This is a genomic window from Peribacillus sp. NJ11 (genome assembly GCF_030348405.1).
GTDB lineage: Bacteria > Bacillota > Bacilli > Bacillales > DSM-1321 > Peribacillus.
Map to the genome: position 1 here is coordinate 3,146,422 of NZ_JAUCFO010000001.1, position 11,957 is coordinate 3,158,378.

The following is an 11,957-nucleotide window of genomic DNA, read 5'->3' on the forward strand; positions in this document are numbered from 1 at the left end:
ATGAAACAAGGATGTGAGTCCCATGAATAATTATCTACAGGCAATCATTCTATATGCGATAAAAAAATTTCAAGGCGAACGTTCCATTTATGCTATATACCATATGCTACAGGGAAAGAAGTCGTCACAAACAATCCAGGATGCCCATTTATTCGGGTTAACGAATATATTTGGGACAATACCTCGATTTACCCGTCAGCAATTAAATCAAAACATTGAACAGTTCCTTAAACATGACTACATTAATTTAACGGATAAATCAGATGCATATGAAATTAGTCTGCAAGGAGAGGGAATTTTAGTCGATTACTTTAAAAATAATCCTTTTCCGACGTATATAAATGGTTGGAAGTATCACAATATCACCCCTGTTTTCTGGGGAAGGTTAAACTTACTCATTCAAACCATATCCCATATTGTCCACAATGAAAGACGTTTTTATCCGATACAACGAAATCCGAAAATCCAATATTTCGTAAAGGAATTCTTACATGCCAATCGTCAGGATCGAGTGTTGATTGCCCAACATCTATATGAAGAACTGATTTCCCTTTTAGAAAGTCAAAGTGATTTGAAACGAGACATTTTCATTTTGAAATTAACTGGGGTAAACAGGATTGGGCTTACGTTTGAACAGATTGCGAAAAGTAAAGATGTAGAAGAACAATATGTACGCTTTACATTTCTTGACTCGTTGCATCAAATGCTTTCAGAAATGGAAACGGGAACGGAATACCCCCTTTTGTCCTCGTTAACCAATGATTGGAAAAAGAGTGAGAATCCTCATTTGACACAATCTACACAGACTACTTTACGATACATACAGGCAGGGAAAAACCTGGGGGAAATAGCTGAAATCCGCCGATTGAAAGTCAACACCATTGAAGATCACCTCGTTGAAATTGTCCTATCGGATAAAGGTTTTCCCATATCCGATTATGTGTCTATCGAGGATGAGAGAGAAATTGCTGCAGCTATTAAGGAACTTGGTACGAAAAAGCTTAAAGCAATCAAGAATATGGTCGATAATAAACAGATAAGCTTTTTCCAAATACGGCTTGTACTTGCGAAATTAGGTGATGGATGATGAATATAGAACGAGTCCTCAAAGAAAAATTCGGATTTGATGAATTCCGTCCAGGACAAAAAGAAGTGGTTGAATCATTGATGTCCGGCCGTCATACTTTAGCGATGCTGCCAACCGGATCCGGTAAATCATTATGTTACCAGTTGCCGGCCTATCTTTTGCATAAGACTGTCCTAATTGTCTCCCCATTATTATCATTAATGCAGGATCAGGCAGATCAGCTGAAGATGAGTGGCGAAAAAAGGGTTTTGACCCTCAATTCTTTTTTGAATTTAAATCAAAAAAGGAAAGCTTTCGACCGGTTACATAGTTATCGTTTTATCTTTTTATCTCCTGAAATGCTGAGCCTGGAGACTGTGATAAAATCCTTGAAATCCATAGAAATAGGTCTATTCGTCATCGATGAAGCACACTGCATCTCACAATGGGGATATGATTTCCGACCGGATTATTTGAATTTAGGAGAAGTGAGGCGTGAATTGAACAATCCATTGACTCTTGCCCTGACAGCAACTGCAACCACTGAAGTCCGAAGGGATATCATTGGTAAACTCAACATTGGACAAGCCAAGGAAACCGTCTCATCTGTTGACCGCGATAATATTGCAATGATTGTCGAGCGCAAGTTCAGCTACGAAGAGAAACTATCCCGTGTACTGGAGCTTGTCAGGAAATTTACAGGTAGCGGAATTATTTATTTTTCCTCTAAAAAAGTGGCGGAATCGGTCACTGGGTTTTTACAGGAAAACGGGATAGGGAGCGTCAATTATTATCACGGTGGCATGGAACAGGAACAAAGGATGCTCATTCAGCAGCAATTCATTTCCGGTCAGTTGAAAATTATATGTGCAACGAGTGCTTTTGGCATGGGTGTAAATAAATCCGATGTCAGGTATGTTATCCATTTTCATATGCCATCCACGATGGAAGCTTATCTTCAGGAGATAGGCAGGGCGGGACGAGATAGGAAGCAAAGTGTGGCTGTCTTATTATATAGTGATGGGGATGAAGGGCTTCCCCTGCATCTGATGGAGCAACAGTTGCCTACGGATATGCAAATCGATGGTGTTTGCTCTTTCCTTAATGCTTCACAAAAGATTCCGGCGAATTTGTCCCTATCAGAAAAAGAACAGCTGTCTCAAGCCTTTTCGTTGAACGAAATCCAGCTTCGTTTTTTTACCCAGTTCATTACAGGAAATAAAGATCCTTTATATCAAGTGGCAGAGATGAAAGAGTATTGTCAAAAGAGGAAATCCGGGAATCAAGAAAAGCTTCATAAATTCCTTATTTGGATGCAAGCACAGGAATGTCGCCGTTCAGGAATATTGGACTATTTTGAAGAAAAGCAGCGGGAAGTGAACCCCATCTGCTGTGATATCTGTGGTATGGATGCCGAGAAAATGGCTGATGTATGGCCGGAAGTCAAGGTGGATCCGGTTAATTCCTATTCAACGTGGAAAAAGGAATTGGCTTTTATCTTATTAAAGAAGGAAAATGGGAATGAAAAATAAGCAAGCTGAAATAATTAAACAACTAACAGATAAACAGTTGCTAAATAATTTGTTTCTTACACAAATTATTCTCTTAACGTTATCCATTTTTTTAGGTATTATTTTATTTAAAGACCGTTCTGCTTTTTTCGACTTATTTATCTTTGATGACCTGAATATTTTGCTGATTGGAATTCCCGCTGGAGTCATTGTCGTGTTATTTGACATTTTCTTTATGAAAGTGACACCATCTTCCTATCAGGATGATGGTGGTGTTAACGAACGCATTTTCAGTAATTTGTCATACCCGATGATTTTTGTCGTTGCTTTAGTGGTAGCGATAAGTGAAGAGTTATTATTTCGTGGAGTGTTACAAACACATTTTGGTTTGCTTCTTACGAGCCTCATTTTTGCAGCTGTTCATTATCGATACCTTTTTAATTGGTTTTTATTTTTAAATGTTTTGGTTTTGAGCTTCTTTATCGGTTTTCTCTTTGAAATGACCAATAATATCCTGGTGACGATTACGGCACACTTTTTGATTGACTTTATCCTGGGTATTTTAATCAGGAGCAAAAAGCAAAGAGGGTTGAGCAAGAAAGGGGGTGACTTTAATGAGTCGAGTGCAGAAGAGTGAAAAGGAAAACGATCAGGCTGGTGAACTTCGTTCGCGAATTGAACGTCAGAAGGCTAAGTCATCATTGCCCAAGCGCAGCAAAGTTCACCAGAATAAAAAGAAAAAAAGTAAAGTGAAGATTAAGTTTCCAATGATACAATTATTAGCATTGTTTTTTATTTTGCTTCCAATTGGATTTTACAGCCTTTATACATATTTACAGGAAAAACCTTTCCCTGTACATGATCCAAAAAGTGACCCAGTCGTCTTTGAAGAAAATAAGGAAGATAAAGAAGCGATTCCTACTACAGCAACGGCAGAGGATTTAAAGGAAAAGAAAGAAAAAGAAGTAGCTGAGGCTAAAGCAGAGGAAGAAGAAAAGAGAAAAGCCGAAGAAAAAGCTAAAGCACAGCAAGAGGCCGAAGAAAAAGCCAAAGCACAGCAAGAGGCCGAAGAAAAAGCCAAAGCACAGCAAGAAGCCAAAGACAAAGCCAAAGCACAGCAAATAGCTGACGAAAAAGCAAAGGCTGAAGCGGCAGAAAAGAAAAGGGAAGCCGAAAGAGTTCAAGCGGCGAAATTGGATAAAGAGGAATACAAGGTTGTCTTACATACTGTTCAAGGTGAGGAAACATTATTCCGAATTTCCATGAATTACTACAAATCACAGGAAGGCATTACTCTGATCAGGGAGTGGAATGGTCTGAATGGCAATGAAATTTCCAGGGGTCAGGTTTTGAAAATTCCGATCAAGAAATAATGATGGCACCTTTAGAAAACATCAAGTTTAAATCCTTCTATTTCAAAACAAAAAAGACTTTAGGCAAAAGGAGTTCTACCTTAATGTTAAAAACGAGACTCCTGCGGGGAAAGCCCGTCCAAGGGAGACCCCGCAGGCGCAATGGCGCCGAGGAGGCTCCCGGACCGCCCGCGGAAAGCGAGTGCCTGAAGTGGAAATCAACATTTAAATTTTAAAAACCTAAAAAAACTGGAGACAAACTCAATTATTATCGAGTTTGTCTCCAGTCTGACCCTGTCTTTATAGGCAGGGTATTTTTAATATTGTTCAACTTGGTTCAGTATGAAGCCAAACATGACAGGTACTTTATCATTTTTTCCTCTACTTTTTCATATCATGATTTGAAAGAGTAGAGGAGGAAATGCGATGGAATCTACAATCATTTTATTGGATGAAAAAACGGATCAAGCAACTAAACAGATGCTGCAGAATGTCGTGGATCGAAAAAAAAAGTTCGAGGCTCTTAAAAGGAAACACCTTCAAAGCTTATGGGCAACCATGATTGTTGCTGCCCTTTTTTTGGTTTATCTTTATTTATATATCGTTGTACCTTATTCTTATTCCTTTTTCAGTATGTTTAGTGTTTTCGTCGATCATTTTAGCCATTTCCTTTTTTTGGCGGCAGCCATAGGGCTATATGGATATATGATATTAATTAAAAAAAAGCTCGATAAAGCAGAAAAGGAGTTTCAGTTGCTTCGCTGTGAAATTATTAATAAAAGTAAGCAGTTATGGGAAAAAGAGGAAGAATGGAAAAGTCGCCATAAGATTTTTGAAATGATGAAGAAGAATTATGATATTAACTTATATCATGAAAATAAATGAATGATCGCGTTAAATCAAATTTAATTGCGAGTAATATGGTTTTATGGTTATATGAAGGTAACTCTTGGGATTAGGATGGAAAGAAGGTTTACGAAAGATGTTATTGGTATCTGGATTATTTTTAGTCATCATTCTGCTGGTATTTGCCACGATTATTTACATGTGGCGTATGGCCAAGCAAGATAGGTTGATTTTTCAAGACTTATTTTTCAATGACTTTCCTGAAGGGTTTGGCGATGTTCGGATTTTTTTCATATCAGATCTTCATCGACGGATCATATCGGATAGATTAATTGAGGGAGCACGTGACAAGGCTGATCTGGTGATAATCGGCGGGGACATAAGGGAAAACGGGGTTCCCTTGGAACGTGTGGAAAAAAATATATTGAAATTAAAAGAACTTGGCCCCCTTTATTTTGTTTGGGGAAATAATGATTATGAAGGGGATTTCCATGAGCTTGATGCAACCCTTTTGAAACATGGAGTGAAAATCCTTGATAATACTGCTGTTTCTTTTGAGTCTCAAAATGGCAGCAAAATCGCTCTTCTGGGCATTGATGATATAACGGAAGAACGAGATAGGCTCGATCTTGCGTTGTCGGATTGCGGGAATGAAGATTTTCGGATTTTGGTGAGTCATAACCCATTGGTTAAGAAACAATTGACCCCGGAACACCATATAAGTCTCGTCCTGTCAGGTCACACCCATGGGGGGCAGATTCGCATATTCGGATTCGGTCCCTATCAGATCGGCAGCATAAAAAAAGAGGGGGACTGTTTGTATATGACGAGTAATGGCTATGGGACAAGTACAGTGCCTTTAAGGCTTGAAGCAAAGCCGGAAACGCACTTATTCACCCTGAAAAGGGGGGCATGCACTAAAATAGGCGAAGCGGTGGAGCAGACCTATTAAGCTGCTTTTAATCGAGCCTATCGAGATTTTACAGACTTAAAAAAATCCACTATAATTTCAACAATTGAACGTACAGTTATTGGAGGCCTTGTAAAACCATGCAAGAAGGTAAATATAATATAAAGGCAGTTTCAAAACTGCTAGACATTCAGCCAGGAACCCTAAGGGCGTGGGAAAGGCGCTATAAATTTATCGAACCTGTCAGGAATGAATCAGGGCACCGGCTGTATACAGAAAAACATCTGCAAATCCTTAAATGGCTCATCAATAAAACAGAGCAAGGTTTTACGATAAGCCAAGCCGTTTCGCTACTTGAAAGTACAGGCTATCTGGCGACTGGAGTTCCTGAAAAGAGCCGTAAGGATGAACAAACGACTAAGTTATCGGATGAATTAATTGAAGCTCTATTAAATTTCAATGAAAATAAAGCCCATATGCTGATAAGCCAAGCATTCAGTATGTATACAATCGAACATACCATAGTTGATCTACTCGGTTCAATATTGGTTCAGATAGGGGATAAGTGGGAAAGGGGGGAAATTACTTCCGCTCATGAACACTTTGCGTCGAACATCTTAAAATCCAGGATCAGCTCAGTCATGCATACGATTCCGACTAACGGTTTTCTTCCGAAAGCCCTTACCGTTTGTGCTCCTGGTGAAAAACATGAATTCGGACTGTTGGTCTTTACCATTTTTTTAAAGCGGAAAGGATATGAAACCATTTATTTGGGAGAATCCATCGCCGATAAGGATCTTTTTACCGTTTTAAACATCATAAGACCCTCTTACTTATTCATGTCATGTTCACTAAAAGAGAATCTCGATGGAACATTTAGGCTGGTTGAGGAGTTAATGAAGGATTTCCCGGATTTGAAGGTGGGTCTTGGAGGTGCGGCGCTGAGCCTTATATCCGAAGAGAACCGTACTGCCTTCAGCGGAGTTTTGATGGGGGACACGCAATCGAAATGGGAAGAATGGCTGAAAGGTTAGCGATCGGCTATGGAGAAATAATGGATATGCACCCTGCGACCAAGGCTTCATATGATGTATGAAGATGGTAACCAGGGGGCATTTTTTTATGAAGCTGGAGCGATTAACTAATAATAAAATCAAGATTTTTTTGACCCTTGATGATTTGATTGATAGAGGTATTTCAAAAGAAGATATTTTAGGGAATTCCTTAAAGGTCCACAAGTTATTCCAGGATATGGTTGAAGAAGCGTGCGAAGAACTCAGCTTTAAAATGAGTGGTTCCGTTGCAATCGAAATTTTTTCCCTGCCTGCACAGGGATTGATAATCATCGTAACAAAGGACGAAGAGGAACTATTGACAGACGAAGAGGAATTCTTGGATTTGCAGGTGAAAATTGATGACTTCCCCCATATTCTGTATGTTTTCAATGACTTTGAAGATATCGTCCAATTATCTCATCGATTGTCTTTACAAGGTTTGCTTAAAAGTACTCTTTATCATTATGAGGGAAGATACTATTTACTTATCGAAAATGTTAAAGACACGACCTATGACACGGTCATCTCTTTAGCGGCTGAGTATGGCCATGCATCAACATTGACACTTTGCCGCATCAATGAATATGGAACATGCATAATCCAGAATGAAGCGATACATGTTTTGATCACACACTTCAGTTAGCTGCAATACGAATGAGACAAGGCAACCACATAATGGAAAAACAATGCGGTTTGCCTTATCTGTCTCACCTTTTTGGCCGGAGAAGATGTACGGTAAAATAGTAAGAAAACAGTTGATATGATAACGTTTTCATTTTTAGAATATTTCCAACTTTTAAATTCCCATTTTTACTCTTGCATAAATATATCGAAGGTGTATACTAGCACATGAAGAGGACTATTTGTACATTATAATATTATATATGGATGAGATTTTCTAGGAGGTACTTTTAATGGAATCGGCAAAAGGCAATAGCCATGTAAATGAAGAAGAAAAACACGACGTACTGAGGTCTACCCAAACTGTAATACATAAAGCTTTGGATAAGCTGGGTTACCCGGAAGAAGTTTATGAGCTTTTGAAGGAACCATTGCGTTTATTAACGGTGAAGATGCCAATCCGCATGGATGATGGGACGGTTAAAATTTTCACGGGTTACCGTGCACAGCATAATGATGCTGTTGGGCCTACAAAAGGTGGTATCCGTTTTCACCCTAATGTAACGGAACGTGAAGTGAAAGCATTATCCATTTGGATGAGTTTAAAATGCGGCATCGTTGATTTACCATATGGCGGGGGTAAAGGCGGTATCGTTTGTGATCCTCGTAATATGTCCTTCCGTGAGTTGGAAAGGCTAAGCCGGGGCTATGTTCGCGCAATTAGCCAAATCGTGGGGCCGACTAAAGATATCCCGGCACCTGATGTATTTACAAATTCTCAGATCATGGCTTGGATGATGGATGAATACAGCCGTATGGATGAATTCAACTCACCAGGATTCATTACGGGTAAACCGCTTGTACTTGGTGGTTCTCATGGCCGTGAATCAGCAACTGCCAAGGGTGTAACGATTTGTATCAATGAAGCTGCCAAGAAACGCGGCATTGATATTAAAGGGGCACGGGTCGTCATTCAAGGTTTTGGTAACGCAGGTAGTTTCTTAGCTAAATTCATGCATGACGCAGGTGCTAAAGTTATTGGTATTTCAGATGCCTATGGTGCTCTACATGATCCTGAAGGACTGGATATCGATTATCTTCTCGATAGGAGAGATAGTTTCGGAACCGTAACGAAATTGTTTAAAAGCACAATTTCAAATAAAGAATTGCTTGAGTTGGATTGTGATATTTTAGTTCCGGCTGCAATTGAAAACCAGATCACTGAAGAAAATGCTGCTGATATTAAAGCATCGATCGTTGTCGAGGCAGCAAACGGGCCTACAACAATTGAAGCGACACAAATCCTAACGGATCGTGGAATCCTTCTTGTTCCAGATGTCCTCGCTTCTGCTGGTGGAGTAACGGTTTCTTACTTCGAGTGGGTACAAAATAATCAAGGATATTATTGGTCTGAAGAAGAAGTGGACGAAAAGCTGGAAAAAATCCTTGTGAAATCTTTTAATAATATTTATGAACTTGCACAATCCAGACGTGTTGATATGCGACTTGCGGCTTATATGATTGGCGTAAGAAAAATGGCTGAAGCTTCACGCTTCCGTGGTTGGATCTAAAAGATTCAAATTCATGTATTGATTATAGTGAAAATCATGTTCATTGCTTTATCATTGAAATGATTTGTAAAAACTCCTATCATGTATTGATAGGAGTTTTTATTTTTAGACGAACGAATTACATAGTGTATGGAAAGGCAGTGTTGTATAGATGAATGTTGAAGAAGTCATTATCATAGGTGGGGGCCCTTGTGGATTGGCAGCTGCGATCGCTCTTAAAGAAGTGGGAATTCAGTCCCTGATCATTGAAAAAGGTAATGTGGTGGATTCCATTTACCGTTATCCAACACACCAAACATTTTTCAGTTCAAGCGAAAAACTGGAGATTGGTGATACCGCATTTATTATCGAAAATCGTAAACCGGTCCGTAATCAAGCGCTAGCCTATTATAGGGAAGTAGTCAAAAGGAAAGAATTGCGAATCAATAAATTCGAAAAAGTGGAAAAGGTGGAAAAACGTGAAGATGGGAAGTTTTTAGTCAAGACATCAAAAGGTGACTATACAGCTCTACATGTGATCGTATCGACCGGATACTATGATCATCCAAACTATATGTGCATTCCGGGCGAACAGCTTCCTAAAGTGTTTCATTACTTCAAGGAGGGCCACCCCTACTTTAATTGTGATGTTGCCGTCATCGGTGGTAAAAACTCAAGTGTGGATGCGGCTCTGGAATTGGTCAAATCCGGCGCAAGGGTTACAGTCCTTTATAGAGGATCGGAGTACTCTTCAAGTATCAAACCATGGATTCTCCCGGAATTTGAATCATTAGTCCGGAATGGAACGATTACGATGGAGTTTAATGCGAATTTGGACAAGATAACTGAAGATAGTGTCATATATCATGTAGGTGAAGAGGAAAAAGTTATTAAAAATGATTTTGTGTTTGCCATGACTGGTTACCATCCTGACCATTCCTTTTTGGCTTCAATGGGCATAAATATTGATAAGGAAACTGGAAGGCCTTCATATAACGAGGAAACGATGGAGACGAATGTTAAAGGTCTTTATATTGCAGGGGTTCTGGCAGCCGGAAATAATGCGAATGAAATCTTTATCGAAAATGGCAGGTTCCATGGTGGTTTGATTGCCTATCATTTGGCTGTTAAAGAAAAGTGAATTAAATGAAATGGAGCTGGGACAGTATGGAAAGAATATCATTAATTACCACAGGTGGGACTATCGCCAGTAAAGAAACCGCGAATGGTATGTTGGCCTCTGGTGCTTTGACTGGCCATGAGTTGGCATCACTTTGCGACTTGCCAAATGATATCGAGGTTAAAGTGGTTGATCTTTTTCAGATTTCAAGCATGTCCATGTCCTTTGAGAAAATGCAACAGCTTAAATTGGCCATTCATAAGGAATTTGAGGACCCGGAAGTTACGGGAATTGTCGTGACCCACGGTACGGATACACTGGAGGAAACGGCTTATTTCCTTGATGTCACGAATAAGGATCCACGTCCAATCGTATTAACCGGATCCCAACGGTCACCTCAAGAGGTGGGAACCGATGTATATTCCAATTTAAGGAATTCGATATTATGCGCTGCAAGTGATCTAATTAGGGATGTTGGCGTAGTTGTCGTTTTTAATGAGCGGATCTATTCAGCAAAGTATGTTAAAAAAGTGCATGCTTCCAATTTGCAGGGATTCGAATCTTTTGGTTATGGATATTTGGGGATAATTGATAATGATGTCGTCAGCATCTATCAAAAACCTTTACATAGGGAATGTTATGATATTCGGAATCGCATTCCAAGAGTGGATATCATCAAGTGCCACACAGGCGCTGATGGCCTCTTTATTGATGCTGCGGTTGCCAACGGTGCGAAAGGCATCGTGCTCGAAGGTGTAGGAAGGGGACAGGTTACTCCACAAATGGTGACTTCCATACAAAATGCAATAGATAATGGCGTAACGATCATCATGGCTACTAGTGCAGAAGAAGGAAAAGTTTACCCAGCTTATGATTATGAAGGCAGCGCATTTGATTTAAAACAACGTGGCGTGATATTAGGTGCTGATTATGACTGCAAGAAGGCTAGAATTAAGTTAGCTGTCGTGCTGGCAAGCGAAAACTCTATAGATGAAACTTTCTTTAAGTACTGACGGATTAAATAATTGTTGGAAGACTTGATTCTTGGATTCAGTTTTTCTTCATTCCATGGTACGATTAAGGAAAAGAAGAGGAAAAGAGGGTCAGCTAATGCTGGTCATGTTGTCAGCGGCCATTGCGCCAGGATTGGCGCTACTGAGCTATTTCTATTTGAAAGATCAATATGAAACCGAACCGATATCGGTTGTGGTCAAAACATTCTTATTCGGTGTCTTTCTTGTTTTGCCGATAATGTTCATACAGTATGTGCTCGAAACGGAACATATCTTGAATACCGATTTAGCTAATGCTTTTTTATGGGCTGCACTACTTGAAGAATTTTTCAAGTGGTTCATACTCATTTATGTTATTTATCAGCATGTGGCTTTCGATGAGCCATATGATGGGATTGTTTACGGAGCTGCAGTCTCCCTTGGATTCGCTACGATGGAAAATATTCTGTACCTGCTAGCCAACGGGGTTGAACATGCATTTCTAAGAGCCGTTCTCCCTGTATCCAGTCACGCTTTGTTCGGTGTGATCATGGGGTATTATTTGGGCAAGGCGAAATTTTCAGCTTCGAATAATAAGTTCTTTCTATTATTGGCATTGATCATACCAATTTCGTTACATGGGGTTTATGACTATATTTTGGTTTCTCAAAAATTTTGGGTGTACTTCATTATGCCATTTATGATTTACCTGTGGTGGTTAGGCATGAAAAAAGTAAAAAAAGCACGATTGTTGTCTGACTTTCATGCCGAAAAACTTTCCCAAGACCATTTCCTTAGCAAATGACGAATACTACCAAAACGGAGTGCTGGCATATTTTGCCCGCTCCGTTTTTTTTATGGGTTGGAATAAAAAAGACAGTTAAGAAGAAAATAGAATTACATTAATTCAAGAAAAAGAGGAGTGTTTTTGATG

The 11,957-nt window shown here is 39.5% G+C and carries 12 protein-coding genes; all 12 read left to right on the top strand.

What is annotated here, in order from left to right:
• Window positions 1–22 precede the first annotated feature (22 nt).
• The 12 genes from QUF86_RS15575 to prsW all read left to right on the top strand — a co-directional run bounded on the left by QUF86_RS15575 (window position 23) and on the right by prsW (window position 11,828).
• Window positions 23–1,087, top strand: a complete 1,065-nt coding sequence (locus QUF86_RS15575; protein ID WP_289334810.1) for a YpbB family protein — start codon at window positions 23–25, stop codon at window positions 1,085–1,087.
• Entirely contained in the window at window positions 1,087–2,598 is a 1,512-nt protein-coding gene (locus QUF86_RS15580) for a RecQ family ATP-dependent DNA helicase (RefSeq protein ID WP_289334811.1), read from the top strand. Before QUF86_RS15575 ends, QUF86_RS15580 begins: the two co-directional genes overlap by 1 nt.
• Window positions 2,588–3,214, top strand: a complete 627-nt coding sequence (locus tag QUF86_RS15585; RefSeq protein WP_289315799.1) for a CPBP family intramembrane glutamic endopeptidase — start codon at window positions 2,588–2,590, stop codon at window positions 3,212–3,214. Before QUF86_RS15580 ends, QUF86_RS15585 begins: the two co-directional genes overlap by 11 nt.
• The gene (locus QUF86_RS15590) at window positions 3,192–3,950 is read left to right on the top strand and encodes a LysM peptidoglycan-binding domain-containing protein (protein WP_289334812.1); all 759 of its coding nucleotides are present in this window, start codon (window positions 3,192–3,194) and stop codon (window positions 3,948–3,950) included. The genes QUF86_RS15585 and QUF86_RS15590 overlap by 23 nt, the downstream gene beginning before the upstream one ends.
• 405 nt (window positions 3,951–4,355) lie before the next feature.
• A complete protein-coding gene (locus tag QUF86_RS15595; protein WP_289334813.1) occupies window positions 4,356–4,814 on the top strand; it encodes a YpbF family protein in 459 nt (152 codons plus the stop codon).
• 97 nt (window positions 4,815–4,911) lie between these two features.
• The gene (locus QUF86_RS15600) at window positions 4,912–5,727 is read left to right on the top strand and encodes a metallophosphoesterase (RefSeq protein WP_289334814.1); all 816 of its coding nucleotides are present in this window, start codon (window positions 4,912–4,914) and stop codon (window positions 5,725–5,727) included.
• Between the two features lie 98 nt (window positions 5,728–5,825).
• Window positions 5,826–6,719, top strand: a complete 894-nt coding sequence (locus QUF86_RS15605) for a MerR family transcriptional regulator (protein WP_289334815.1) — start codon at window positions 5,826–5,828, stop codon at window positions 6,717–6,719.
• A gap of 88 nt (window positions 6,720–6,807) precedes the next feature.
• Window positions 6,808–7,383 carry a genetic competence negative regulator gene (locus tag QUF86_RS15610; RefSeq protein WP_289315803.1) on the top strand — a complete coding sequence of 192 codons (576 nt, stop codon included), beginning with the start codon at window positions 6,808–6,810 and terminating at the stop codon, window positions 7,381–7,383.
• A 271-nt stretch (window positions 7,384–7,654) separates the two neighbouring features.
• Window positions 7,655–8,932: a Glu/Leu/Phe/Val family dehydrogenase gene (locus QUF86_RS15615; protein ID WP_289315804.1), complete on the top strand. Its 1,278-nt coding sequence runs from the start codon at window positions 7,655–7,657 to the stop codon at window positions 8,930–8,932.
• 151 nt (window positions 8,933–9,083) lie between these two features.
• Window positions 9,084–10,052: a YpdA family putative bacillithiol disulfide reductase gene (locus QUF86_RS15620; protein WP_289315805.1), complete on the top strand. Its 969-nt coding sequence runs from the start codon at window positions 9,084–9,086 to the stop codon at window positions 10,050–10,052.
• A 26-nt stretch (window positions 10,053–10,078) separates the two neighbouring features.
• Window positions 10,079–11,044 carry an asparaginase gene (locus QUF86_RS15625; RefSeq protein ID WP_289315806.1) on the top strand — a complete coding sequence of 322 codons (966 nt, stop codon included), beginning with the start codon at window positions 10,079–10,081 and terminating at the stop codon, window positions 11,042–11,044.
• Window positions 11,045–11,141: 97 nt separating this feature from the next.
• Window positions 11,142–11,828 carry a glutamic-type intramembrane protease PrsW gene (gene prsW, locus QUF86_RS15630; RefSeq protein WP_289315807.1) on the top strand — a complete coding sequence of 229 codons (687 nt, stop codon included), beginning with the start codon at window positions 11,142–11,144 and terminating at the stop codon, window positions 11,826–11,828.
• Window positions 11,829–11,957 lie beyond the last annotated feature (129 nt).

What these genes read in the sequence shown, in the direction of transcription:
- QUF86_RS15575 (WP_289334810.1), top strand. Translation starts at nt 23, where the DNA reads ATGAATAATTATCTACAGGCAATCATTCTATATGCGATAAAAAAATTT.
- QUF86_RS15580 (WP_289334811.1), top strand. Translation starts at nt 1,087, where the DNA reads ATGAATATAGAACGAGTCCTCAAAGAAAAATTCGGATTTGATGAATTC.
- QUF86_RS15585 (WP_289315799.1), top strand. Translation starts at nt 2,588, where the DNA reads ATGAAAAATAAGCAAGCTGAAATAATTAAACAACTAACAGATAAACAG.
- QUF86_RS15590 (WP_289334812.1), top strand. Translation starts at nt 3,192, where the DNA reads ATGAGTCGAGTGCAGAAGAGTGAAAAGGAAAACGATCAGGCTGGTGAA.
- QUF86_RS15595 (WP_289334813.1), top strand. Translation starts at nt 4,356, where the DNA reads ATGGAATCTACAATCATTTTATTGGATGAAAAAACGGATCAAGCAACT.
- QUF86_RS15600 (WP_289334814.1), top strand. Translation starts at nt 4,912, where the DNA reads ATGTTATTGGTATCTGGATTATTTTTAGTCATCATTCTGCTGGTATTT.
- QUF86_RS15605 (WP_289334815.1), top strand. Translation starts at nt 5,826, where the DNA reads ATGCAAGAAGGTAAATATAATATAAAGGCAGTTTCAAAACTGCTAGAC.
- QUF86_RS15610 (WP_289315803.1), top strand. Translation starts at nt 6,808, where the DNA reads ATGAAGCTGGAGCGATTAACTAATAATAAAATCAAGATTTTTTTGACC.
- QUF86_RS15615 (WP_289315804.1), top strand. Translation starts at nt 7,655, where the DNA reads ATGGAATCGGCAAAAGGCAATAGCCATGTAAATGAAGAAGAAAAACAC.
- QUF86_RS15620 (WP_289315805.1), top strand. Translation starts at nt 9,084, where the DNA reads ATGAATGTTGAAGAAGTCATTATCATAGGTGGGGGCCCTTGTGGATTG.
- QUF86_RS15625 (WP_289315806.1), top strand. Translation starts at nt 10,079, where the DNA reads ATGGAAAGAATATCATTAATTACCACAGGTGGGACTATCGCCAGTAAA.
- prsW (WP_289315807.1), top strand. Translation starts at nt 11,142, where the DNA reads ATGCTGGTCATGTTGTCAGCGGCCATTGCGCCAGGATTGGCGCTACTG.